Origin of the sequence: Streptomyces sp. SudanB52_2052, assembly GCF_964272415.1 — a bacterium.
Lineage (GTDB): Bacteria > Actinomycetota > Actinomycetes > Streptomycetales > Streptomycetaceae > Streptomyces > Streptomyces olindensis.
Genome location: NZ_OZ186796.1, coordinates 2,700,737 through 2,724,033, shown reverse-complemented (window position 1 = coordinate 2,724,033; position 23,297 = coordinate 2,700,737). Strand labels below are relative to the sequence as shown.

Sequence of the window (23,297 nt, the reverse complement as noted above, 5' to 3'; positions counted from 1 at the left end):
CGGAAGTACGTCCGCAGCGCCCAGGCAATCCCGCCCCGGACGCGGGCCTCGACGACGTCCCGTTCGTACTCGTGGGCGTAGCGGTAGTGGCGGGTCGCGCCGGTGGTGATCGACCGGATGCGCAGGTCGACGAGCGGGTGCCGAGGATCCCGGTCAGCATGCGCATCCGTGCGCCGCCCATGGTGGCGTGGCCGGTGAGGTAGTCGGGGTGGGCCCCGTCACCACCGTTCGCGTCGCGGACCAGGCGCGTCGATTCCGCACGTGCACTCCTCCCAGCCGATGGCACACCGGGAGAACCGTGACCATGCGCGGCGCCGGAGGGTACGGGTCCGTCCCGAACACCGCCCGTTCGGGGGCGGGACTCACCCGGACGGCCCCCTGGCGTCACCGGGGGCGAGCCGGGCCCCTTTCAGTGTCATGTGCAGCAGCAGCCGGTCCTCGCCGTCGTCCAGGTCCAGACCCGTGAGCTTCTCGATGCGGGAGAGGCGGTAGTAGAGGGTCTGGCGGTGGATGCCCAGCTCGGCGGCGGCCCGGGCGGCCTGGCCGGCGCAGTCGAGGTAGACCTCGGCGGTCCGGGCGAGTTCCCGGTGGACCGGGGCGAGCAGGGTCCGGGCGACGGGGTCGTGGGCGACCTCCGGGGGGAGCGCGGTGAGCAGACGGAACGGCCCGATCGACGCCCACTGCGCCACCGGCCCCAGCCGCGGCTCGGCCAGCGCCGCCCGCGCCGCCGCCGACGCCTCCCACCAGGAGGCGCCGAGCTCGGCGAGGCCGGAGCGGGGGGTGGCGATACCGGCACAGGCACCGCCCGGGGTGGGGGTGTCTCCCGGCCCCGTCCCTCCGCGCGCGTCGCCCCGCCCTGTCCCCCCGCGCCCGTCGCCCGGCCCCGTCCCCCCGCGCACCCGCTCCAGCAGCCGGCCCGCCGCCGTCGTCGCCGGAGTCAGGACGTCCGCCGAGCGCAGCCGGACCAGGACCGCCACGCACTGGGCCGCCGCTCCCCACGGCAGCGTGCACAGGGCGGTCGCGCCCGGCATGCCGCGCACCGACGGGGCGTCGTCGGGGTCGGCCGAGGGCCAGGGCGCGACACACACCACGGTGTGCGGGCCGTCGGCGCGCGGGCCGAGGGCGGTGCGGAGCTCGGCGATGGCCATGTCGCTCTGCCAGCCTCGCTCGGCGGTGAGCACCGCCCGCAGCTCGCGGCTGAGGTCGGCGCCGTGCTGGGCCTCGTCCGCGAGCAGGGCGCCGATCCGGGCCGTGACCAGCATCGCGGCGGACAGCTGTCGCTCGCTCGGGCCGGGATCGTCGTCGAGGAGCCAGACGTAGCCGTGCACCACGCCCCGGTGGCGGACGGGGAGGCAGATGCGCCCCCGGTAGACGCCGGCCTCCGGGGTCGGCGGGATGCGGACCGGGCCCGTCGCCCGCGTGATGCCGAAGCCCTCGAACCACGCCCGCACGGCCGCCGTCGAGCGGCGGGTGAGGATCGAGCGGGTGCGCACCGGGTCCAGGGCCGACGGATCGAGGTCGCCCTCGCTGTCGTACGCGCCGAAGGCGATCAGCTCGAAGTCCCGGTTCTCCAGCGTCGCGGGCGCGCCGAGCAGCTCCGAGATCTCGTCGACCAGCTCCTCGTAGTCGCCCCTGTGTTCCGACGTCATCCGGGCATTGTCCCGCACTCCCGGGACCCCTTCATACATCTGTCTGAGATCTGCGGCACGGATGCGTGACAGCTGTCGATGGCCGACGATCGGAGGGATCCTTAGGTTTCACGGTGGTTCTCCGTGCCGTACCCGACGCGTCATCCGCGAGGGGTCCGGCCTCACGTTGCTTGTGCTCTGGAGGTGCCCCGTGCTGGGTCCCGTGATTCTCGCCGCGTCACGCAGCGACCGGATGCGACGTCTGATCTCGGCCGCCCCGGTGACCAAGCAGGTCGTCGACCGCTTCATTCCGGGCGAGGACGTCGACGACATCGTCCCCGTCGTCCGGGACCTCACCGACCAGGGCCTGGAGCTGACGATGGACGTCGTCGGCGAGGACATCACCAACCCCGCGCAGGCCGCCGCCGCCCGCGACGCCTACCTGGAACTGGTCGACCGCCTCAAGCCGCTGGAGCTCGGCACCCGCGCCGAGATGTCGGTGAAGCTGTCGATGTTCGGGCAAGCCCTTCAGGACGGCCACGAGCTGGCCCTGAAGAACGTCCGCCCGGTCGTCGAGGCCGCCGCCGAGATCGGCACCACGGTCACCCTGGACGCGGAGGACCACACCACCCTGGACTCGATGTTCGCCATCCACGAGGAGCTGCGGAAGGACTTTCCGCAGACCGGCTGCGTCATCCAGGCCTACCTCTTCCGCACCGAGGCCGACGCCCGCCGCCTCGCCGCGAGCGGCAGCCGGGTCCGCCTGGTCAAGGGGGCGTACAAGGAGCCCGCCTCGGTCGCGTACCAGGACAAGCACGAGATCGATCGGGCATACGTTCGCATTCTGCGGACGTTGATGGAGGGGGAGGGGTACCCGATGATCGGGTCCCACGACCCGCGCCTGATCGCCATCGGCCAGGAACTCGCCCATCGCGCCGGGCGAAAGCCCGGCGACTACGAGTTCCAGATGCTCTACGGCATCCGCACCGAGGAGCACCTGCGGCTGGCCGCCGAGGGCCACCGGATGCGCGTGTACACCGCGTACGGCACCGACTGGTACGGCTACTTCATGCGGAGGCTGGCGGAGAAGCCGGCGAACCTGCGCTTCTTCGCCCGCAGCATGATCACCAAGGGCTGACGGCCTGCAAGGGCTGAGACCGACACACCGCTCAGTAAGGAGTTACGGAAAACATGGACGCTGTGACCCAGGTCCCCACCCCCGTCAACGAGCCGGTGCACGGCTACGCCCCCGGCTCGCCCGAGCGGGCCCGGCTGGAGGCCAGGCTGAAGGAGCTGGCCGACAACCCGATCGACCTGCCCTGCACCATCGGCGGCGAGAAGCGCATGGGCGGCGGCGAGGCCTTCCAGGTCGTCCAGCCGCACAACCACCAGGCCGTGCTCGGCACCTACCGCAACGCCACGCAGGCGGACGCCCAGGACGCCATCGACGCGGCCCTGGCTGCCGCGCCCGCCTGGCGCGCGATGTCGTTCGACGACCGCGCGGCGATCATCCTGCGCGCCGCCGAGCTGCTGTCCGGCCCCTGGCGCGAGACGCTCGCCGCCTCCACCATGCTCGGCCAGTCCAAGACCGCCCAGCAGGCCGAGATCGACACGCCCTGCGAGCTGATCGACTTCTGGCGCTTCAACGTCTCCTACGCCCGCAAGCTGCTGGCCGAGCAGCCCCCGGCGAACGCCCCCGGCGTGTGGAACCGTCTCGACCACCGTCCGCTGGAGGGCTTCGTCTACGCGATCACGCCCTTCAACTTCACCGCGATCGCGGGCAACCTGCCGACGGCCCCGGCCCTGATGGGCAACGTCGTCGTGTGGAAGCCGTCCCCGACGCAGACCCACGCCGCCGTGCTGCTGATGCGGCTGCTGGAGGAGGCCGGCCTGCCCAAGGGCGTCATCAACCTCGTCACCGGCGACGGCATCGAGGTCTCCAAGGTCGCCCTGGAGCACCGCGACCTCGCCGGCATCCACTTCACCGGCTCGACCAAGACCTTCCAGTACCTGTGGAAGACGGTCGGCAACAACATCGAGAAGTACCGCACCTACCCGCGCCTGGTCGGCGAGACCGGCGGCAAGGACTTCCTCGTCGCCCACCCCTCGGCCGACCCGGCGATCCTGAAGACCGCCCTGACCCGGGGTGCCTTCGAGTACCAGGGTCAGAAGTGCAGCGCCACGTCCCGGGCGTACATCCCCGCCTCGATCTGGAACTCCGGCTTCAAGGAGGAGTGGGCCGCCGAGGTCGACGGCATCAGGATGGGTGACGTCACCGACCTGTCCAACTTCATCGGCGCCGTCATCGACGAGCGGGCCTTCGCCAAGAACAAGGCCGCCATCGACCGCGCCAAGGAGGACCCGTCCTGCACGATCGTCGCGGGCGGCGCCTACGACGACTCCGAGGGCTGGTTCGTCCGCCCGACCGTCATCGAGTGCAGTGATCCGGAGAACGAGGTGTTCCGCACCGAGTACTTCGGCCCGATCATCGCCGTGCACGTCTACGAGGACGACACGTACGACGAGATGCTGACGCAGATGGAGTCCGTCTCCGACTACGCCCTCACCGGCTCGGTCATCGCGAACGACCGCGCGGCGGCGGCATACACGGCGGACAAGCTGCGCTACGCGGCCGGCAACTTCTACATCAACGACAAGTCGACCGGCGCCGTCGTCGGCCAGCAGCCCTTCGGCGGCGGCCGTGCCTCCGGCACCAACGACAAGGCCGGCGCCCCGCAGAACCTGATGCGCTGGACCCTGACCCGCGCCATCAAGGAGACGCTGGTCCCGCCGACCGACTACACCTACCCGCACATGGGCTGATACCCGCACCTGGGCTGAGCCCCCGGGCGCACCGACGGGCCGGGTCACGGGACCCGGCCCGTCGGCGTATCCGGCCTCACGCACCCGGGCTCAGGGGTGCGGCACCAGCACGATCCCGCCCCGCGCGTGGCCTTCCTCGCCCAGTTCGTGCGCCTTGGCCGCCTCCGCCAGCGGCAGGGTCGTCGTCACGTGGACGCGGACGCGGCGGTCGGCGAGCAGCGGGGCGGTCCTCGCCAGGAGGTCGCCCGACGGGTCGGTGCGGACGAGGGCGAAGCGCAGCCCCCGCGCCTCCGCGTCCTCCGGGGCGAGGCCCAGGTCCTCGGGGACGGTGGAGAGCAGGATGCCGTCCGGGTGCAGGGTGTTGAGGGTGGACAGCGCGTGGTCGCCGCCGACCAGGTCGAGGGCGGCGTCGATGTCGTGGACGGACTCCGCGACGTCGCCGGCCGAGTCGTCGACGAGTTCGTCGGCGCCCAGCTCACGCAGGAAGTCGTGGTCCTCGGCGCGCGCCACGCCCACGACATGGGCGCCCTCCGCCTTGGCCAGCTGCACCGCCACGTGGCCGGTCCCGCCTGCCGCCGCGCGGACCAGCACGCGGCTGCCCGGGCCGACCCGGGCGATGTCGATCAGGGCGTGCCAGGCGGTGAGCGTGGCCGTCGGGGCGGCGGCCGCGTGGGCGTGGTCGAGACCGGCGGGTTTCGCGGCGAAGTGACCGGCCGGCGCGGTCACGTGCGTGGCGTGGCCGCCACCGTCGATCCGGCCGAACACCTCGTCCCCGGACCGGAACCGGGTGACCCCGGCCCCCACCTCCTCGATCTCCCCCGACACGTCCTGCCCGAGCGTGAACGGCGGCTCCCCGAACAGCGGTGCCGCCCCGGAACGGGCCAGCCGGTCCGCCGGGTTGACCCCCGCCGCGTGCACCCGGAGCAGCACCTCGCCGGGGCCGGGCTCGGGCCGTGGCCGCTCCTCGATCTCCAGGACGTCCGGGCCGCCGAAGCGGTGCTGGGTGATCACCTGTGCGCGCGGCTTGGCCGTCGTCATCGGGTCTCCCTCCCGGAGCCGGACCCTTCCATCGTGCTCGCAAATCAGGTCGAGAGCCACCCGGCCCGTTCGCATACTGGGCCGATGACCATCCGCCTGCGCACCGCCCACACCGCCGACCTCGCCCCCGCCGAACTCGACGCCGTACGGGCCCTGCTGGACGCCGCCTTCGACGGCGACTTCGGCGACGACGACTGGGACCACGGTCTCGGCGGCCTGCACGCCCTCGTCCACGACGCCTCCGGCCTCGCCGCGCACGGGGCCGTGGTGATGCGCCGGGTGCGGCACCGCGGCCGGTGGCTGCGCACCGGGTACGTCGAGAACGTCGCCGTGCGCGCCGACGCCCGCCGCACCGGCCTCGGCGGGCGGGTCATGGCCGAGCTGGAACGCGTCGTCGACCGCGCCTACGACCTCGGCGCCCTCTCCGCCAGCGATGACGGCGCCCGCCTCTACACCACCCGCGGCTGGCGGCCGTGGCGCGGCGAGGTGCACGCCCTCAGCCCGGACGACGGCATCGTCCGCCTGCCTGAGGAGGAGGGCAGCACCTACGTCCGCGCCGCCCTCGCCGGTCCGCTCGACCCCGCGCGCGAACTGCTCTTCGACTGGCGGGACGGCGATGTGCTCTAGGAATCCCCGCAGGTCAGCGGCGTGTGACCCAGTCCACTGTCTCAGATACTAGGAAGTCCGAGTAATTGTGGAGACAGATGCTCCGGACTCCCTTAGCTTTGTAGGAGCCGAACGTCTCGCTCGACCAAGCGAATGGCGGTCGTGAGCCGGGCCCCGTGCAGGCAACCCCTGCGGCACCGCTCCCCGCCCCATCCGGCGTCTCGAAACCCTCTTCCGCACTCCGTGCTGTATCGAAGGAGTCGATTTCCCATGGCCGAGACGACCGTCCGCCGCCGAGTCCGTCACGTCTCCCGTACGAGCGAGTCCGACCGCAAGGCCGCCGCCGCCGCGCTCCAGCGCGCCCTCGACCGCAGGGACAACGGCGGATCCACCGGCCACTGAGCCGCATCAAGACCCACCAGGGCCGCACAGGACCGGGAGCCGCACCCGACCGGGGCGCGGTGCGGGGCCTCACGCCCCGCGCCGCACCTCGAAGTGGTCGATCCGCTCACCGCTGGACGCCAGCGCCGACACCTTCAGCCTCGGCGCGGCGCCGCTCACCGCCTCCACCGAGAGGAACGAGAAACCGCGGTAGCGCACCCGCGACCACTGCACCGACTCCGCCCGGGTGTCCCGGGACCTGGTCCACCGGAACGTGTCGACCGACTCTTGGTCGGCGGTGTTCCCCTCGTAGCTTTCCTTCACGCCGTCCGGGAAGCCGTACAGCTCCTTGCCGCCGCCGCCCGCGGTGACGTAGACGATCCCGTCCCGCCGCGGGTCCGTCGTCCCGCCGACCGGCACCGGCCTGCCCACCTCGCCGTTCCGGATGGCGTCGGTCCGCTCGTAGACGTGGTTGTGCCCGTTGATCACCAGGTCCACCTGGTGCCGGGCGAACAGCGGCAGCCACTCGGCGCGCACCCCGCCGTCGGAGGCGTGGGTGGACGTCGAGTACGCGCAGTGGTGGAAGAAGACGACGATGAAGTCCACGTCCTTCGAGGCCCTCAACTCGCCGAGCGTGCCGTCCAGCCACTTCGTCTGCCGGCCCTCCGTGTAGCCGAGGTTGGTGGGGATCTCGTACGACACGTCGTTCGCGTCCAGCGCGACCACGCCGACGTTGCCGTACGTGAAGGCGTACACGCCCGGTGCCGTGCGCGCGTCGAAGCCGCTGTCCGGCAGGGAGAACCGGGCGAGTTGACCGCCGTAGCCGTCCGGCGAGTACCAGGCCTCCATGTCGTGGTTGCCGGTCGTCACCATCCACGGCACCGACCTGGCCACCGGCTCGGTCTGCTTGAGGAACCGGTCCCACTGGCTCGCGTCGAAGACGTCCGACTCCTTGCCCTTGCCGGTCGGGTCCGCGTAGCAGATGTCCCCCGCGTGGAGATGGAAGGCGGGCTTCCGGCGCAGCAGCGTACGGTCGTTGAGGGCCGCCTCCTCGCCCACGCCCTGGTCGCCGAACGCGGTGAACACGAACCGCTCGGGCGGACTCGCGGGTGCCGTGCGGAAGGACGTGATGGTCGAGCGGTGCCGCGGGGACGCCGGGTCGAAGCCCTCGTGGCCGACGCCGTAGTAGTACGTCGTATCGGGGCGCAGGCCGTCCAGCGCCGCGTGCAGGTAGAACTGGTCGACCGCCGCCCGCACGCCGTTCAGCTCCGGGGTGTGCAGGTCGCGCAGCTCCGCCTCGATCCTGCGGCCGAGGTCGTCGGGGCGCAGGCCCACCCGGACGTACGGCTTCTTCACCGCGAGCGGCACCTGCCAGGAGATCCGCATCTGCGTCTTCGGGTCGGCCCCGAAGGCGAGGTGGCGGCCGAAGGGCGTGATGAAGGAGCCGGGCGCCTTCGACGTGCTCGGCGCCGGGCTCCGCGTCGCCGTGGCGCCGCCCCGCCCGGAGTCCGGACCGGAGCCGCAGCCGGTCAGCAGCCCGCTCGCCACCGCGCCCGCCGTCACCAGCGTGCGCCGCCGCGACAGCCGGGTGCGCAGGTACTCGTGCTGCTCGGCCATGCTCATCCGGCGGGCGAGCTCGGGCGGGACGCCGAAGTGGGGGATCTCCATGTTCAGTGAACTTCCCAGCGGAGGCCAACAGCCGCACCACGTACGGGTGAACGGCGGTCGACGGCCGCGTGCGGTCACCCGGGCGGGTGTCCGCATCACGGACACCTCGTGTCATCCCATGGGACGAGGAGTAGGGTGCCCGCATGTCTCGCAGCATCAATCTCGCAGTGATCCCGGGTGACGGCATCGGCCAGGAGGTCGTGGCCGAAGGTCTCAAGGTCCTCTCCGCCGTCCTTCCGCAGGATGTGAAGCTGGAGACCAAGGAGTACGACTTCGGCGCGCGGCGCTACCACGCCACCGGTGAGACCCTCACCGACGCCGACCTCGACGCCCTGAAGAAGCACGACGCCATCCTGCTCGGTGCGATCGGCGACCCGTCCGTGCCGTCCGGCGTCCTGGAGCGCGGCTTCCTGCTCAAGCTCCGCTTCGCCTTCGACCACCACGTCAACCTGCGCCCCTCGAAGCTGCTCCCGGGTGTCTCCACCCCGCTGGCCGGCGAGCCGCAGATCGACTTCGTCGTGGTCCGCGAGGGCACCGAGGGCCCGTACACCGGCAACGGCGGCACGATCCGCAAGGGCACCGAGCACGAGGTCGCCACCGAGGTCTCCGTGAACACGGCCTTCGGTGTCGAGCGCGTGGTCCGGGACGCCTTCGCGCGGGCCCAGGCCCGCCCGCGCAAGAAGCTGGCGCTGATCCACAAGAACAACGTGCTGACCTTCGCGGGTCACCTGTGGACGAACATCTTCAACAAGGTGGCCGAGGAGTTCCCCGAGGTCACCACCGAGTACATGCACGTGGACGCGGCGACGATCTACCTCGTCACGCAGCCCGAGCGCTTCGACGTCATCGTCACCGACAACCTCTTCGGCGACATCGTCACCGACCTCGCCGCGGCCGTCTCCGGCGGCATCGGCGTGGCCGCCTCCGGCAACATCAACCCGTCCGGAGAGTTCCCGTCCATGTTCGAGCCCGTACACGGCTCGGCCCCGGACATCGCCGGCCAGGGCAAGGCCGACCCGACCGCCACCGTGCTGTCCGTCGCCCTGCTGCTGCGCCACCTCGGCTACGAGGCCGAGGCCGCCCGGATCGACGAGGCGGTCGCCGCCGACCTCGGCGAGCGGGCCGGCAAGCCCGCCCGCTCCACCGCGGAGATCGGCGACGCGCTCGCCGTACGCGTAGCCGGCTGACCCGCCGCGCTCCACCAAGCCGCCGGGTCGCATCCGCACCCGGCGGCTTCCGCATGTTCCCGCCGGGTGCCACCATCGACCACCGGGCCGTATTCACCCCGTTCCTTCCGCCGCCGCCCCCGGGCGATAATCGAACGCGAGGCCGCGGAACGAGGGAATGCTCGGACGTCCTAGCACTGGTCACCATCAGCGCAGTACCGAGCGCGGCCCGTCACTACAACCGGTGAAGGACATCAACCCATGACGACGCCCACGATCGAGCTCAAGCCGTCCGCCAACCCGCTCTCCGCCGCAGAGCGCGAGGCGATCCTGGCCAACCCCGGGTTCGGCCGCCACTTCACCGATCACATGGTGACGATCAAGTGGACGGAGGGCCGCGGCTGGCACGACGGCCAGCTCGTGCCGTACGCGCCGATCTCCCTCGACCCGGCCACCACGGTCCTGCACTACGCGCAGGAGATCTTCGAGGGTCTGAAGGCCTACCGCCGCCCCGACGGCTCGGTCGCCACGTTCCGGCCGGAGAAGAACGCCGAGCGCTTCCAGCGGTCCGCGCGCCGGCTCGCGATGCCCGAGCTGCCGGTCGAGACGTTCATCGAGGCGTGCGACGCGCTGGTCAGGCAGGACAAGGCGTGGGTTCCGGCGCACGGCGGCGAGGAGTCCCTCTACCTGCGCCCGTTCATGATCGCGACCGAGGTCGGGCTGGGTGTGAAGCCGGCCAACGAGTACCTGTTCCTGGTGATCGCCTCGCCGGCCGGCGCGTACTTCCCGGGCGGCGTGAAGCCGGTCTCCATCTGGGTCTCCGAGGACCGCGTCCGCGCCGTCCCCGGCGGCATGGGCGACGCGAAGACGGGCGGCAACTACGCGGCGTCCCTGCTCGCGCAGGCCGAGGCCGCGACGAAGGGCTGCGACCAGGTCTGCTACCTCGACGCGGTGGAGCACACCTGGGTCGAGGAGCTCGGGGGCATGAACCTGTACTTCGTGTACGGGAACAAGATCGTCACGCCGTCCCTCACCGGCTCGATCCTGGAGGGCGTCACGCGCGACTCCCTGCTCACCGTCGCCCGTGACCTCGGCTACGAGGCCGAGGAGGGCAGGGTCTCGGTCGAGCAGTGGCAGCGGGACTCGGAGAACGGGTCGCTGACCGAGGTGTTCGCCTGCGGTACGGCCGCGGTGATCACGCCGGTCGGGACGGTGAAGCGGGCCGGGGCGGAGTGGAAGCAGAGCGGGGGTGAGCCGGGCGAGGTCACGCTGCGGCTGCGCCAGGCGCTGCTGGACATCCAGCGGGGCACGGCCCCGGACACCCACGGCTGGATGCACCAGCTGGGCTGAGGCCGCCCCGGCCACCGGGGGCTCCGCCCCCGGGCCCCCGGCCTATGCCCGCCCGCCACCCGACGCGGTCGGACAAGACGTGCTGGGCGCCTCCCCGACCCCGGGTTCCGCAGCCACGGCCCCCGGGGTCGACAACGCGTACGCCGCGCCGCCCACCAGCCCCGACAGCAGGAAGCTGATGTCCACCCCGCCGGTCAGGGCCAGCAGCGGGCCCTCGTACGACGGCAGGGACACCGCGAGGACGCCGACGGTCGCGCCGGCCGCCCAGGACAGGGTCGCCGGGATGTTCCAGCCGGCGCGGTACCAGTAGACGCCGCCCCGTGCGCGGCGGTTGAAGACCTGGAGGGCGTCCGCGTCGTACACCCCGCCGCAGCGGGCGAAGCCGATGAGGGTGATGACCGCCCACGGCGTGCCGATCGCGGTCAGCAGGAGGACGAAGGACGTCATCGCGTCCTGCGCGGTCGAGAACCAGTGCCCGGCGAAGACCGCGGCCGTGGCCACGACCGCGACCACGTACGTCGCCCGGGCCCGTGAGGCGCGCGGCAGGATCGCGTCCAGGTCGAGGCCCATCGAGTACAGCATCAGACCCGCGTTGCCGACCGAGCCCGCCGAGGCCGCCAGCAGCAGCGGGACCAGGTACCAGCCGGGGGCCGCGTCGACCAGCGGGCCCGCGTAGTCCAGGGCCGCCCGGGCCGCGTACGCGGTGAACGTGCCGAACAGCTGCGGCACCAGCAGGCCCAGCATCAGGCCCAGCCAGGTCGCGTGCAGGACCCGGCGGGAGGAGTGGCGGGCCGGTGAGATGTAGCGGGTGTAGTCGCCGAGCAGGGTGATGAAGGCGATCGGTCCGGACAGCCCGGCCGCCACGGCCGCGAGCAGCCACGTCGGCCAGAAACCGCCCAGCAGGTAGCCGCCGGCCTCCGGCAGCGCGTCCGTCGTGAAGTCGGGGGCGTAGGCGATCACCCCCAGCGCCAGCAGGGCCGTCATGCCGAACGCCAGGGCCCGGGACATCGCCAGCAGCACCCGGTAGCCGTACACCGCGCCCGCGACGGTGGCCGCCGCGAGCACCCCGTAGACGATCCCGTACGACAGGTCGCCCTGCGGCAGCCCGGCCAGCCGGCTCAGCACGCCCACCATCACGTCACCGCCGATCCACACGGTCAGCGCGGTGTAGCCGAGGGCGAGGAGCAGGCCGACCACCGAACCGACCAGGCGCCCGCGCACCCCGAACTGGGCGCCGGAGGACGTCGACAGGTTGGTGCCCGTGCGCAGGGAGACCAGCGCGAGGGGGGCCGTGAACACCACGCCCACCACCGTGCCCGCCACGACAGCGCTGACCGACGACCACCAGTCCAGGCCGAAGGACGGCGGCAGCCAGCCGAAGACGATCACGCCGAGACAGAGGTTGGAGCCGAGCAGGATCGAGACGAGGTCCCGTGGCCCACTCGTGCGTTCCTCCTGGGGGATGGTGTCGACTCCGCGGTGTTCGATCGGCATGCTGGTCTCCCTCGGTTAGAGCGACGTTCAATGTGATGTGCACGGTGCCCTGCCGTCAACCTTCCGGAACGGAGAAATTCATGTTTAGAGTGATGTTCTAAACGGAGGGAGTGACATGCGGCTGACCCCGACCGAACGCGACCGGCTGCTGCTCTTCGGCGCCGCCGAGCTCGCCCGCGCCCGCCGGGCGAGGGGCCTGAGGCTCAACGTCCCCGAGGCGACCGCGCTCATCGCCGACACGGTGTGCGAGGCCGCCCGGGACGGCAAACGGCTCGCGGAGGCCATCGAGGCCGCCCGGTCCGTCCTCGGGCCCGACGACGTGCTGCCCGGAGTCGCCGACGTCGTCACCGAGGTGCACGTCGAGGCGGTCTTCGACGACGGCTCGCGGCTCGCGGTCGTCACCGACCCGATGGGCGGCGGCTCGGGCCCGGACGCGCCGGGCGCCCTGCTGCCGGGGCCGGAGCACCCCGAGCCGGAGCCGGCCGTACGGCTGACGGTGACCAACACCGCGACCGTGCCGGTCTCCGTCACCTCCCACTTCCACTTCTTCGAGGCCAACCCGCGGCTCGACTTCGCACGCGCCGAGGCCTACGGCATGCGGCTCGCCGTGCCCGCCGGGTCCTCCGTGCGGTTCGGGCCGGGGGAGAGCGTCGAGGTGGGGCTCGTGCCCCTCGGAGGCGAACGGATCGCGATCGGGTTCGCCGGGCTCGTCGACGGACCGCTGGACGCGCCGGGCGCCCGCGAGGAGGCGCTGCGCCGGGCCGCCGCCTGCGGCTACCTCGGCGTACCGGACACGACACCTGGACAGGAGGCCGCGCGATGAGCCGCCCCGGAGGCCACCCCGCCGAGGCCCGCCGCCTCACCCCGTACGAGTACGCCGCCACCCACGGCCCCCGGGCCGGCGACCGCATCCGCCTCGGCGACTCCGGACTGACCGTCCGCGTCGAGTCCGACTCCCAGCGGTACGGCGACGAGTTCCTCGCCGGCTTCGGCAAGACCGCCCGCGACGGACTGCACCTCAAGGCCGCCGCCGTCCGGGACACCTGCGACGTCGTCATCAGCAACGTCGTGGTGATCGACGCCGTGCAGGGCGTCCGGAAGGTCTCCATCGGCATCCGCGAGGGCCGCATCCACGCGATCGGGCGGGCCGGGAACCCCGACACCCTCGACGGGGTGGACGTCGTCGTCGGCACCGGCACGTCGATCGTCTCCGGCGAGGGACTCATCGCCACCGCCGGGGCCGTCGACACCCACGTCCACCTGCTGTCACCGCGCGTCATGGAGGCATCGCTCGCCTCCGGCGTGACGACGATCATCGGGCAGGAGTTCGGGCCCGTCTGGGGCGTCGGCGTCAACTCGCCCTGGGCGCTGCGGCACGCGTTCGGCGCCTTCGACGCCTGGCCGGTCAACATCGGCTTCCTCGGCCGGGGTTCGTCGTCGCACCAGGCTCCGCTGGTCGAGGCCCTGGCCGAGGGCGGCGCCTCCGGCTTCAAGGTGCACGAGGACATGGGCGCCCACACCCGCGCCCTGGACACCGCCCTGCGCGTCGCCGAGGAGCACGACGTCCAAGTGGCCCTGCACAGCGACGGGCTGAACGAGTGCCTCTCCGTGGAGGACACCCTGCGCGTGCTGGAGGGCCGGACCATCCACGCCTTCCACATCGAGGGCTGCGGCGGCGGTCACGTGCCGAACGTGCTGAAGATGGCAGGCGTCCCCAACGTCATCGGCTCGTCCACCAACCCCACCCTGCCCTTCGGCCGGGACGCCGTCGCCGAGCACTACGGCATGATCGTCTCCGTCCACGACCTGAAGACCGACCTGCCCGGCGACGCCGCCATGGCCCGCGACCGCATCCGCGCCGGGACCATGGGCGCCGAGGACGTCCTGCACGACCTGGGCGCCATCGGCATCACCTCCTCGGACGCGCAGGGCATGGGGCGCGCGGGCGAGACCGTCCGCCGCACCTTCGCCATGGCGGGGAAGATGAAGGCCGAGTTCGGCGCCCCCGACGACGACCACGACAACGAGCGCGTCCTGCGCTACCTGGCCAAGCTGACGATCAACCCGGCCATCGCGCACGGGCTCGCGCACGAGGTCGGGTCGATCGAGACCGGCAAGCTCGCCGACATCGTGCTGTGGCGCCCGGAGTTCTTCGGCGCCAAGCCGCAGCTGGTGCTGAAGGCCGGCTTCCCGGCGTACGGCGTGACCGGCGACCCGAACGCGGCGACCGACACCTGCGAACCCCTCGTGCTCGGGCCGCAGTTCGGCGCGCACGGGGCGACACCGGCCGACATCTCGGTGGCGTTCGTCGCGCGGGCCGCCCTCGACCAGGGGCACGACCGCCTGCCGACCCGCCGCCGCAGGGTCGCCGTGCGCGGCACGCGCGGCATCGGCCCGGCCGACCTGCGCCTCAACTCCCGTACGGGGGCCGTGGACGTCGACCGGCGCACCGGGCTGGTCACCCTCGACGGCGAGCCGCTGCGCTCCGAAGCCGCCGAGTCCGTCTCCCTCAACCGTCTCTACTTCCTCTGAGGTTCAACGATGTCCGCAGCCGCCGACGGCTTCCGCATGCCCGCCGAATGGGTTCCGCACGAGCGCACCTGGATGGCCTGGCCGGGTCCCAATCCGACCTTCGACGACCCCGGCGAGCTGGCCGCCGCCCGGGTCGCCTGGGCCGCGGTCGCCCGGGCCGTCCGCCGCTTCGAGCCGGTGACGGTGGTGTGCGGCCCGGGCCGGTCCGGTGAGGCGCGTGCGCTGCTGGGCGAGGGGATCGAGACCGTCGAGCGGGACCTCGACGACGCCTGGATGCGGGACATCGGCCCGACCTTCCTCACCGACGGCAAGGGCCGACTGGCCGCAGTCGACTGGACGTTCAACGGCTGGGGCGCCCAGGAGTGGGCCCGCTGGGAGCACGACGCGAAGATCGCCGCCCATGTCGCGGACCTCGCCGGGGCCCGGACGTACGCCTCCCGGCTCGTCAACGAGGGCGGGGCGATCCACGTCGACGGCGAGGGAACGGTCCTGCTGACCGAGACCGTCCAGCTCGGCCCCGAGCGCAATCCGGGCTGGAGCCGCGAGCAGGTCGAGGCCGAGATCCACGCCCAGCTCGGCACCCGCAAGGCGATCTGGCTGCCCCGCGGCCTGACCGGCGACTACCCTCCCCACGGCTTCGGCACCCTCGGACACGTCGACATCGTCGCGGCGTTCGCCCGCCCGGGCGTCGTCGTGGCGCACTCGCAGCCGGACCCGGCGCACCCCGACCACGAGGTGACCCAGGAGGTCATCGGCCTGCTGAAGGCGCAGACGGACGCGCGCGGCCGCCGCCTGGAGGTCGTCGAGGTCCCCGCCCCGACGGTGCTGGAGGCCGACGGCCACTGGGCCGACTACTCCTACATCAACCACTACCTCTGCAACGGCGGCGTCGTACTGTGCGGCTTCGACGACCCGCGCGACGAGATCGCGGCCGGTATCTTCCGCCGGCTGTTCCCCGAACGGACGGTGACACTGGTCGACGCCCGTACGATCTTCGCGGGCGGTGGCGGCATCCACTGCATCACGCAGCAGCAACCGAGGACCTAGGAGCAGGACATGGCCGGTGGGCGAAGGCAGGCACCGCCCCGCGAGAACGTCCTCGCCGCCGCCATGGAGATGATCGCCGAGCGCGGACTGGAGAAGCTCACCATGGCGGCGCTCGGCCGCGAGGTCGGGATGAGCAGCGGGCACCTCCTCTACTACTTCGGCTCCAAGGACGAACTGCTGCTGCGGACCCTGGAGTGGAGCGAGGGCCGGCTCGGCGCCGAGCGCGGACGGCTGCTGGCCCGGGCCGCGAGCGCCCGCGCACGCCTCGACGCCTACGTCGACCTGTACGTCCCGGACGGCCACCGCGACCCGCACTGGACGCTGTGGCTGGAGGTCTGGAACCGCTCGCAGAGCGCTGCCGCCGACGCGACCGCCCGCGACCGGCAGGCCGCCATCGAGGGCGCCTGGCACCGCGACCTGGTCGCCCTGCTCGCCGAGGGCATCTCGCGGGGCGAGTTCCGCCGCGTGGATCCCGACCGCTTCGCCGCCCGCCTGCGGGCGCTGCTCGACGGCTTCTCCATCCACGTGGCGATCGGCCTGCGCGGCACCGACCGGGCCCAAGTCCTCGCCCACGTGCGCGATTTCCTCGCCGACAGCCTCCTCGCGGACGCCTGAACGCACGCCCGGGTTGTACTCAATACGACGGATTGACCCTGTGGTCCGTGGTGCTGTTGGCTCTGGGGAAGCCCTCGGCGCGGGGCCGGGGGAGCAGCGTCAACGGGGAACACAGGGGGAAACAGCACATGACCAGCACCAGGAGGGCCACGTCCGTCGCGCTCGGCGTGGCCCTGGCCGTCACGCTCGGCGGTGTCGCCGCACTGCCCGCGACCGCCGCGCCCACGCCGGCACCGCGGACCGAGAAGGCGAGCATCGCCCCCGACGGCACCGAGGGCAACGGCCCCTCCGGCGGGCCGAGCCTGAGCGCCGACGGCCGCCGTCTGGCGTTCGTCTCCAGCGCCGACAACCTCGTCGCCGGCGACACCGACGGCACCGCCGACGCCTTCGTCCGCGACCTGAGGACCGGCACCACCCGGCTGGCGAGCACCGCGGGGGACGGCGGCTCCGTCGACGACGTCGCCCTGAGCGGCAACGGCCGCTACCTGGCCTTCAGCGCCACCGATGCCGACGACGGCCGCAGCCACGTCTGGGTCAAGGACCTGAAGACCGGCACCCTGCAGCGCATCGCGGACACCGTCGACGCGGGCTACGACACCGGCCGGCAGCCCGCCCTCAGCGCTGACGGCCGCTACGTCGCCTTCGTCGCCCAGCAGTCCGGCCTCGGGGAGGGCGAGGACCGCTGGGGGCGCGTCTACCGCGTCGACCGCACCAGCGGCGAGACCGTCCGCATCAGCCAGGTGCCCGCGGCCACCGACCGCAGGACCGCCGCCGCCAACCCGTCCATCAGCGCCGACGGCCGGCGCGTCGGCTACCGGTTCTTCGTCCCGCACCCCTCCTCGGGCGACTGGAGCGACGCCTGGGTCCGGGACGTGCCGAGCGGCGACCTGATCCAGGCCGACCGGACGCCGGACGGCGAGAAGTCCGACGGGCAGACCGAGTTCCCGCAGATCAGCGCCGACGGACGGTACGCCGTCTTCCACTCGCTGGACTCGCGGCTCACCCCGGGCGACACCAACCAGGGCCACAACGTCTTCGTCCGCGACCTGAAGACGGGCGAGCTGCGCCGGATCGACGCCGCCGACCCGGCCGCCTTCACCACCCACCCGCGGCTCAGCGCCGACGGCCGCCACCTGGCGTTCGTCTCGGCCGACCCGGACGCCCCAGACCGCACGACCCGCGCGTACGTCCGCGACCTGCGCACCGGGCGCACCACCCTCGCCAGCCCGGACGTCGACGGCGGCCCCAACGACCTGAGCGTGTCCGGCCCGGTCCTCGACCGGCACGGCCGCACGGTCGCCTTCGCCAGCTCCTCGCCCGACCTCGTGCCCGGCGACACGTACGACACCTCGCACGTCTACGTCCGCCACACGAGGTGACCGACCGCATCCTGAGACAACCGTGAGCGGGGCGCGGGGGTTGTGCCAGACTGCCCCCGTGCTCTCGTTCGCCATGATTATTGGCAGCAGGCGCGCCGGTCCGCAGTGACCGCCACGTACGACCAGGTACGGGCGGACACCGTCGTCCTCGACCCGCGCGCAGACCTCTCGCACCCGCGAGAGGTTTTTCGCATTTCTGGCCCACCCGCAGCCGGAGGCGAGAGCGCGAGGGAGTATGTGAGGGCGGTGGAGCCGGTCATTCCGGTACGACCGAGATCCCATCCTCAGGAGCCTTGACACCATGACCGCTACCAGCGAGCTCGACGATTCGTTCCACGTCTTCGACACCACCCTGCGCGACGGCGCCCAGCGGGAGGGCATCAACCTCACCGTCGCGGACAAGCTCGCCATCGCACGGCACCTGGACGACTTCGGCGTGGGCTTCATCGAGGGCGGCTGGCCCGGCGCGAACCCCCGCGACACCGAGTTCTTCGCCCGCGCCCGGCAGGAGATCGACTTCCGGCACGCCCAGCTGGTCGCGTTCGGCTCCACCCGCCGCGCCGGCACCACGGCCGCACAGGACCCGCAGGTCAGGGCGCTGCTGGAGTCCGGCGCCCAGGTGATCACGCTGGTCGCCAAGTCGCACGACCGCCATGTCGAACTCGCCCTGCGCACGACCCTCGACGAGAACCTGGAGATGGTCCGGGACACGGTCTCCTTCCTGAAGGAGCAGGGCCGCCGGGTCTTCGTCGACTGCGAGCACTTCTTCGACGGCTACCGCGCGAACCCGGAGTACGCCAAGGAGGTCGTCCGCGCGGCGTCCCAGGCCGGTGCCGACGTCGTCGTCCTGTGCGACACCAACGGCGGGATGCTCCCGGCGCAGATCCAGGCCGTCGTCTCCACCGTCCTCGCCGACACCAGCGCCCGGCTCGGCATCCACGCCCAGGACGACACGGGCTGCGCGGTGGCGAACACGCTGGCCGCCGTCGACGCGGGCGCCACGCACGTGCAGTGCACGGCCAACGGCTACGGCGAGCGCGTCGGCAACGCCAACCTCTTCCCGGTCGTGGCGGCCCTGGAACTGAAGTACGGCAAGAAGGTGCTGCCCGAGGGCCGGCTCCGCGAGATGACCCGCATCTCGCACGCGATCGCCGAGGTCGTCAACCTCACCCCCTCCACGCACCAGCCCTACGTCGGTGTCTCCGCCTTCGCGCACAAGGCCGGACTGCACGCCTCCGCGATCAAGGTCGACCCGGACCTGTACCAGCACATCGACCCCGAGCTGGTCGGCAACACCATGCGGATGCTCGTCTCCGACATGGCGGGCCGCGCCTCCATCGAGCTCAAGGGCAAGGAGCTCGGCATCGACCTCGGCGGCGACCGCGAGCTGGTCGGCCGGGTCGTGGAGCGGGTGAAGGAGCGCGAACTCAAGGGCTACACGTACGAGGCGGCCGACGCCTCCTTCGAACTCCTCCTGCGCGGCGAGGTCCAGGGCAAGCCCCTGCGCTACTTCGAGGTCGAGTCCTGGCGGGCCATCGTCGAGGACCGCCCCGACGGCACCCACGCCAACGAGGCCACCGTCAAGCTCTGGGCCAAGGGCGAGCGCATCGTCGCCACGGCCGAGGGCAACGGCCCGGTCAACGCCCTGGACCGGGCCCTGCGCGTGGGCCTGGAGAAGATCTACCCGCAGCTCGCGAAGCTGGACCTGGTGGACTACAAGGTCCGCATCCTGGAGGGCGTGCACGGCACCCAGTCCACGACCCGCGTCCTGATCTCCACGTCCGACGGGGCGGGGGAGTGGTCGACGGTGGGCGTCGCCGACAACGTCATCGCGGCGAGCTGGCAGGCCCTGGAGGACGCCTACACCTACGGCCTGCTGCGGGCGGGGGTGGCTCCGGCCGAGTAGGAGCCGTCGGCCCGGGCGGGAACCGCGGTCCCGGTGGCCGCGCTGTGGTCCGGGCCGGGCTCACATCGCCGTGTCCCGCGACCGCGGGCCCGGCACCTCGCCGCCCCGGTCGCGGCCCTGAGCGCGGTCGAGGCGGAAGAGGCCCGCGGAGTGGGGGCGCTGGCCGGTGGCGTGGGAGGTGGAGCGGGTCAGTTCCTCCATGCCGTCGGCCAGATAGCCGACCCACGCCGTGCCCTCGTCCTCGATGATCCGCTGGGCGTCCGTCCGCAGCCGCTCGATCACCCCGAGCAGCGCGGCCTGGTCCTTGTCGCTGGGCGAGTCGGTGGTCCTCAGGAACGCCTGCGCCCACTCGGACTGCGCCCTCTTGAGGATCTGCTGCAACGCCAGTTCGGTACGGATGTAACGCGTCCAGGACGCCGAGAACCCGAAGATCCGGTCGAAGAGGACACAGCCCGCCCCGCCGGCCAGGAACACGAAGCCCCACTCGGGCTGCACGGTCGTCGGAGCTGCGGTGTGCACCAGCGGGGTGAGCGTGCCGACGATCCCCAGCAGCGCCGCGAGCGCCCGCAGCGACCGCGACCACAGCGCAGGCCCCCGGCGCCGGGCCAGATACCAGTCGATCGCCGACGTCACCTCGCCCTCGGCGTGCCGGAACAGCTCCCACAGCAGATCGGCCCGCGTCCGGGACCGGTCCAGCTCGGTGAGTTCGGACACCGTCATGTCCGCGGCTCTGCGTCGTCCGAACATGCCCCTGTTCCCGCCCCTTCTGCTGAGACCGGCGGGCCGGACCGGCCCACGGCAGTAAGTCCGAGGGCATCGTAGGCGCACCGGCGCCCCGAAATCCGTGGCCCGACGGATATCCGTTTCTGTACCGATTCGGGTAGCTTCGAACATATGAAGGCCGCACTGGTGCGTACCCTCGTACGTCTGCTGATCGTGCCGGTCGCCGCCGTACTGGCGGTGCTGCTGGCCGGTGCGCCGGGCGCGCACGCGGCCACCGACCTCTCGGAGGTCGCCCAGGAGCTGCGCGAGAACCCGGTCTACGTCGATCCGGCCGCCTCGGACCAGTTGGCCCAGTCGGACGCGGAGGCACTCGCCGACAAGATCAAGGACGCGGACAAGCCCGTCTTCGTGGCGGTCCTGCCGGACGGCTACCCCACGCAGGACCTGTTCCGGAACCTGCGCACCGAGACCGGCGTCACCGGCCTGTACGGCATCCGCGTCGGCGACGCGTTCGACGCCCGGGCCGACAGCGCCGTGCTGAGCAGCCAGGGCGTGTCCAACCTGGTCACGGCCGTCCGCGGCGCGGGCGACGCCAAGGCGCAGCTGAACGACTTCGTCGACGACGCCCTGCGCAACGTGGGCGGCTCGGCGCCGAGCAGCTGGAGCGACGGCTCGGGCACCGACGTGCCGGTCGGCGGTCTCATCACGGTCGGTGCCCTGGTCGCGGCCGGCGGCGCGGGCGCCTACGCGGTGGTGCGGCGCAACCGGCGCCGCCACGAGGAGGAGCAGCGGGCCGCGCTGGAGAAGCTGCGGGTGGTCGTCGACGAGGACATCACCGCCTTCGGCGAGGAACTCGACCGCCTCGACTTCCACCCCGGGGAGCCCGGTGCCGACGACGCGATGCGCGCCGACTACGAGCACGCCCTGGACGCCTACGAGCAGGCGAAGTCGCTGATGGCCGCCGCGACGAAACCCGAGGACGTCAAGGCCGTCACCCAGGCCGTGGAGGACGGCCGGTTCTCCCTGGCGCGGCTCGCGGCCCGCCGCGAGGGCGGACCGCTGCCGGAGCGCCGCCCGCCCTGCTTCTTCGACCCGCGCCACGGCCCCTCGGTCGCCGACGCGAGCTGGACGCCCCCGGGCGGTGCCGCGCGCGAGGTGCCGGTCTGCGCGGCCGACCGGACGCGTCTCGCCGAGGGCCGCGACCCGGTGGTCCGCGAGGTCGACACCGACCTCGGCCGCCGCCCGTACTGGGAGGCGGGCCCGGCGTACGGCCCCTGGGCCGGCGGCTACTTCGGCGGCGGCCTGCTCCCCGGCCTCCTCGTCGGCACCATGCTCGGCAGCATGATGGCCGCGCCCGCCTATGCGGCCGACTACGGCTCCGGCTACGGAGACTTCGGCGGCTACGAGGGCGGCGACGTCTCCGGCGCGGACTTCGACACCGGCGACTTCGGCGGCGACTTCGGAGGGGGCTTCGGCGGAGGCGACTTCGGCGGCGGGGGCGGCGACTTCGGCGGCGGCTTCTGAGGGGAGCGACGGGAGCGGCAGAGGGGAACGGCCGTCCTGCCCGCACTGTCGGGGTGGGCGACGGGAACGGGGACGGGAAGGGCCGTCCCCGCCCGCACTGTCGCGGTGGATGACCCGAGATCTCCACCCGCACGCCCCAGCCGGACGTCAGCCCCGCACCACCTCCCGGCCCACGCCCCGACGCCCCCACCACGCCACCCCGGCCACGGCACCCGCCAGGACGACCAGCCCGGCGCTGACCCACACCGGCGAGCGGTAGCCGAGCCCGGCGCCGATGGCCGTGCCGCCGGCCCAGGGGCCCAGCGCGGCGCCGACGTTGAGCGCGGCCGTGGCGAAACCGCCGGCCAGCGTCGGCGCGGCCGGTGCCGCGTACAGCACCTGGGAGATCAGCGTGGAGCCGACGCCGAACGACAGCGCCCCCTGCGCGAAGACCAGTCCGAGGGCCAGGACCGGGTGCCCGGCCCCGAGAGCCAGGACGCACCAGCCCACGCACACCGCGACGCCACCGCCGGCGAGGACCGGCACGGGATGCCGGTCGGCCAAGCGCCCCGCGGCGGTCACCCCGGCGAACGACCCGGCCCCGAACAGCGCGAGCACCCCGGGCACCCAGCCGCTGCCCAGCCCCGTCACCTCGGTGACCAGCGGCGCGAGATAGGTGAAGGTGCAGAACGTCGCCCCGTTGACCAGGGCGCCCAGTAGCAGCGTCACGAGCAGCCCGGGGCTGCGCAGCGACCGCAGCTCACCCCCCAGCGCGGGCGGCGTGCCCTCGGCCCGGCCCCCGGGCACCGACCGCGCCACGGCCACCAACGCCGGCACCGACACCAGCGCCACCGCCCAGAACGCCGTACGCCATCCCCACAGTTCGCCCAGTACGGCCCCGGCGGGCACCCCGGCCACGCACGCCAGCGTCACCCCGCCCAGCAGCATGGACGTGGCCCGCCCCTTCGCATCCGCGGGCACCATGCCCACGGCGGCCACGAGGGCGACGGCGAGGAACCCGGCGTTGGCGAACGCCCCCACGACCCGCGTGGCGAGCAGCACCGCGAAACTGCCGGTGAGCGCACCGACGACATGGACGGTGAGGAAGACGCCGAGGAACGCCAGCAGCGCGCCCCGCCGCGGCCAGCGGCGCGCGAGAGCCGCCACCAGCGGCGCCCCGACGACCATCCCCGCCGCGAAGGCGGAGGTCAGCGCCCCCGCCGCGGGAACGGACACCCCCAGATCCCGCGCGATGCCCGGCACCAGCCCGGACAGCATGAACTCGGACGTGCCTTGCGCGAACACGGCAAGGCCCAGCAGAAGAAGAGCGAATGGCATGAAAGAACTCCGCACCCGGAAGTCGACGACGGACACGACACGTCGGACGGCACACCGGTGGCGGAGCGAGCGGGCGTCAGCGGGCCCGGCGGCCCGGCTT

The 23,297-nt window shown here is 72.7% G+C and carries 19 protein-coding genes; 13 read left to right on the top strand and 6 right to left on the bottom strand.

What is annotated here, in order from left to right; translation table 11 throughout:
- Positions 1 to 362: 362 nt before the first annotated feature.
- Positions 363 to 1,649 carry a PucR family transcriptional regulator gene (locus ACSUPV_RS11780; protein ID WP_436947442.1) on the bottom strand — a complete coding sequence of 429 codons (1,287 nt, stop codon included), beginning with the start codon at positions 1,647 to 1,649 and terminating at the stop codon, positions 363 to 365.
- Between the two features lie 190 nt (positions 1,650 to 1,839).
- Between ACSUPV_RS11780 and ACSUPV_RS11775 the strand changes: the two genes are divergently transcribed.
- Both ACSUPV_RS11775 and pruA read left to right on the top strand, forming a co-directional pair.
- Positions 1,840 to 2,766, top strand: coding sequence for a proline dehydrogenase family protein (locus ACSUPV_RS11775; RefSeq protein WP_031121456.1), 927 nt, complete (start codon positions 1,840 to 1,842; stop codon positions 2,764 to 2,766).
- 53 nt (positions 2,767 to 2,819) lie between these two features.
- Positions 2,820 to 4,451 (top strand): L-glutamate gamma-semialdehyde dehydrogenase, encoded by a 1,632-nt coding sequence (gene pruA, locus ACSUPV_RS11770; protein WP_031121457.1) that lies wholly within the window; start codon positions 2,820 to 2,822, stop codon positions 4,449 to 4,451.
- Positions 4,452 to 4,541: 90 nt separating this feature from the next.
- Here the strand turns inward: pruA and ACSUPV_RS11765 are convergent, their stop codons facing one another.
- Positions 4,542 to 5,489, bottom strand: coding sequence for an NADP-dependent oxidoreductase (locus ACSUPV_RS11765; protein ID WP_436947441.1), 948 nt, complete (start codon positions 5,487 to 5,489; stop codon positions 4,542 to 4,544).
- Positions 5,490 to 5,573: 84 nt separating this feature from the next.
- Here ACSUPV_RS11765 and ACSUPV_RS11760 point away from each other — a divergent pair, with 84 nt between their 5' ends.
- Positions 5,574 to 6,116: a GNAT family N-acetyltransferase gene (locus ACSUPV_RS11760; RefSeq protein WP_436947440.1), complete on the top strand. Its 543-nt coding sequence runs from the start codon at positions 5,574 to 5,576 to the stop codon at positions 6,114 to 6,116.
- Positions 6,117 to 6,365: 249 nt separating this feature from the next.
- On the top strand, positions 6,366 to 6,497 hold the full coding sequence (locus ACSUPV_RS11755; protein WP_359767051.1) for a hypothetical protein: 132 nt from the start codon (positions 6,366 to 6,368) through the stop codon (positions 6,495 to 6,497).
- Positions 6,498 to 6,566: 69 nt separating this feature from the next.
- On the opposite strand, the gene ACSUPV_RS11750 is transcribed toward ACSUPV_RS11755, so the two are convergent.
- Positions 6,567 to 8,144, bottom strand: coding sequence for a purple acid phosphatase family protein (locus ACSUPV_RS11750; RefSeq protein WP_382615683.1), 1,578 nt, complete (start codon positions 8,142 to 8,144; stop codon positions 6,567 to 6,569).
- 143 nt (positions 8,145 to 8,287) lie between these two features.
- Here ACSUPV_RS11750 and ACSUPV_RS11745 point away from each other — a divergent pair, with 143 nt between their 5' ends.
- Entirely contained in the window at positions 8,288 to 9,331 is a 1,044-nt protein-coding gene (locus ACSUPV_RS11745) for a 3-isopropylmalate dehydrogenase (RefSeq protein WP_037768685.1), read from the top strand.
- A 240-nt stretch (positions 9,332 to 9,571) separates the two neighbouring features.
- Entirely contained in the window at positions 9,572 to 10,660 is a 1,089-nt protein-coding gene (locus tag ACSUPV_RS11740; protein ID WP_382615685.1) for a branched-chain amino acid aminotransferase, read from the top strand.
- A 42-nt stretch (positions 10,661 to 10,702) separates the two neighbouring features.
- On the opposite strand, the gene ACSUPV_RS11735 is transcribed toward ACSUPV_RS11740, so the two are convergent.
- On the bottom strand, positions 10,703 to 12,154 hold the full coding sequence (locus tag ACSUPV_RS11735) for a cytosine permease (RefSeq protein WP_436947439.1): 1,452 nt from the start codon (positions 12,152 to 12,154) through the stop codon (positions 10,703 to 10,705).
- Between the two features lie 115 nt (positions 12,155 to 12,269).
- On the opposite strand from ACSUPV_RS11735, the gene ureA reads away from it, so the two are divergent.
- The 6 genes from ureA to cimA all read left to right on the top strand — a co-directional run bounded on the left by ureA (position 12,270) and on the right by cimA (position 19,633).
- Positions 12,270 to 12,977 carry an urease subunit gamma gene (gene ureA, locus ACSUPV_RS11730; protein ID WP_436947438.1) on the top strand — a complete coding sequence of 236 codons (708 nt, stop codon included), beginning with the start codon at positions 12,270 to 12,272 and terminating at the stop codon, positions 12,975 to 12,977.
- On the top strand, positions 12,974 to 14,686 hold the full coding sequence (locus ACSUPV_RS11725) for an urease subunit alpha (RefSeq protein WP_359789887.1): 1,713 nt from the start codon (positions 12,974 to 12,976) through the stop codon (positions 14,684 to 14,686). Before ureA ends, ACSUPV_RS11725 begins: the two co-directional genes overlap by 4 nt.
- A 9-nt stretch (positions 14,687 to 14,695) precedes the next feature.
- Entirely contained in the window at positions 14,696 to 15,733 is a 1,038-nt protein-coding gene (locus ACSUPV_RS11720) for an agmatine deiminase family protein (protein ID WP_037768695.1), read from the top strand.
- A gap of 9 nt (positions 15,734 to 15,742) precedes the next feature.
- Positions 15,743 to 16,348 (top strand): TetR family transcriptional regulator C-terminal domain-containing protein, encoded by a 606-nt coding sequence (locus ACSUPV_RS11715; protein ID WP_436947437.1) that lies wholly within the window; start codon positions 15,743 to 15,745, stop codon positions 16,346 to 16,348.
- Positions 16,349 to 16,476: 128 nt separating this feature from the next.
- A complete protein-coding gene (locus tag ACSUPV_RS11710) occupies positions 16,477 to 17,727 on the top strand; it encodes a TolB family protein (RefSeq protein ID WP_436947436.1) in 1,251 nt (416 codons plus the stop codon).
- A 301-nt stretch (positions 17,728 to 18,028) separates the two neighbouring features.
- Complete coding sequence (cimA, locus tag ACSUPV_RS11705; RefSeq protein ID WP_436947435.1) at positions 18,029 to 19,633, top strand: citramalate synthase; 1,605 nt, start codon at positions 18,029 to 18,031, stop codon at positions 19,631 to 19,633.
- A gap of 60 nt (positions 19,634 to 19,693) precedes the next feature.
- On the opposite strand, the gene ACSUPV_RS11700 is transcribed toward cimA, so the two are convergent.
- Positions 19,694 to 20,353, bottom strand: a complete 660-nt coding sequence (locus ACSUPV_RS11700) for an SLATT domain-containing protein (RefSeq protein ID WP_359789893.1) — start codon at positions 20,351 to 20,353, stop codon at positions 19,694 to 19,696.
- Between the two features lie 174 nt (positions 20,354 to 20,527).
- Between ACSUPV_RS11700 and ACSUPV_RS11695 the strand changes: the two genes are divergently transcribed.
- Entirely contained in the window at positions 20,528 to 21,880 is a 1,353-nt protein-coding gene (locus ACSUPV_RS11695) for a hypothetical protein (protein ID WP_037768708.1), read from the top strand.
- 147 nt (positions 21,881 to 22,027) lie between these two features.
- Here the strand turns inward: ACSUPV_RS11695 and ACSUPV_RS11690 are convergent, their stop codons facing one another.
- On the bottom strand, positions 22,028 to 23,197 hold the full coding sequence (locus tag ACSUPV_RS11690; RefSeq protein WP_382615692.1) for a Cmx/CmrA family chloramphenicol efflux MFS transporter: 1,170 nt from the start codon (positions 23,195 to 23,197) through the stop codon (positions 22,028 to 22,030).
- Positions 23,198 to 23,297 lie beyond the last annotated feature (100 nt).

What these genes read in the sequence shown, in the direction of transcription:
- ACSUPV_RS11780 (WP_436947442.1), bottom strand. Translation starts at nt 1,649, where the DNA reads ATGACGTCGGAACACAGGGGCGACTACGAGGAGCTGGTCGACGAGATC.
- pruA (WP_031121457.1), top strand. Translation starts at nt 2,820, where the DNA reads ATGGACGCTGTGACCCAGGTCCCCACCCCCGTCAACGAGCCGGTGCAC.
- ACSUPV_RS11765 (WP_436947441.1), bottom strand. Translation starts at nt 5,489, where the DNA reads ATGACGACGGCCAAGCCGCGCGCACAGGTGATCACCCAGCACCGCTTC.
- ACSUPV_RS11760 (WP_436947440.1), top strand. Translation starts at nt 5,574, where the DNA reads ATGACCATCCGCCTGCGCACCGCCCACACCGCCGACCTCGCCCCCGCC.
- ACSUPV_RS11755 (WP_359767051.1), top strand. Translation starts at nt 6,366, where the DNA reads ATGGCCGAGACGACCGTCCGCCGCCGAGTCCGTCACGTCTCCCGTACG.
- ACSUPV_RS11750 (WP_382615683.1), bottom strand. Translation starts at nt 8,144, where the DNA reads ATGGAGATCCCCCACTTCGGCGTCCCGCCCGAGCTCGCCCGCCGGATG.
- ACSUPV_RS11745 (WP_037768685.1), top strand. Translation starts at nt 8,288, where the DNA reads ATGTCTCGCAGCATCAATCTCGCAGTGATCCCGGGTGACGGCATCGGC.
- ACSUPV_RS11740 (WP_382615685.1), top strand. Translation starts at nt 9,572, where the DNA reads ATGACGACGCCCACGATCGAGCTCAAGCCGTCCGCCAACCCGCTCTCC.
- ACSUPV_RS11735 (WP_436947439.1), bottom strand. Translation starts at nt 12,154, where the DNA reads ATGCCGATCGAACACCGCGGAGTCGACACCATCCCCCAGGAGGAACGC.
- ureA (WP_436947438.1), top strand. Translation starts at nt 12,270, where the DNA reads ATGCGGCTGACCCCGACCGAACGCGACCGGCTGCTGCTCTTCGGCGCC.
- ACSUPV_RS11725 (WP_359789887.1), top strand. Translation starts at nt 12,974, where the DNA reads ATGAGCCGCCCCGGAGGCCACCCCGCCGAGGCCCGCCGCCTCACCCCG.
- ACSUPV_RS11720 (WP_037768695.1), top strand. Translation starts at nt 14,696, where the DNA reads ATGTCCGCAGCCGCCGACGGCTTCCGCATGCCCGCCGAATGGGTTCCG.
- ACSUPV_RS11715 (WP_436947437.1), top strand. Translation starts at nt 15,743, where the DNA reads ATGGCCGGTGGGCGAAGGCAGGCACCGCCCCGCGAGAACGTCCTCGCC.
- ACSUPV_RS11710 (WP_436947436.1), top strand. Translation starts at nt 16,477, where the DNA reads ATGACCAGCACCAGGAGGGCCACGTCCGTCGCGCTCGGCGTGGCCCTG.
- cimA (WP_436947435.1), top strand. Translation starts at nt 18,029, where the DNA reads ATGACCGCTACCAGCGAGCTCGACGATTCGTTCCACGTCTTCGACACC.
- ACSUPV_RS11700 (WP_359789893.1), bottom strand. Translation starts at nt 20,353, where the DNA reads ATGACGGTGTCCGAACTCACCGAGCTGGACCGGTCCCGGACGCGGGCC.
- ACSUPV_RS11695 (WP_037768708.1), top strand. Translation starts at nt 20,528, where the DNA reads ATGAAGGCCGCACTGGTGCGTACCCTCGTACGTCTGCTGATCGTGCCG.
- ACSUPV_RS11690 (WP_382615692.1), bottom strand. Translation starts at nt 23,197, where the DNA reads ATGCCATTCGCTCTTCTTCTGCTGGGCCTTGCCGTGTTCGCGCAAGGC.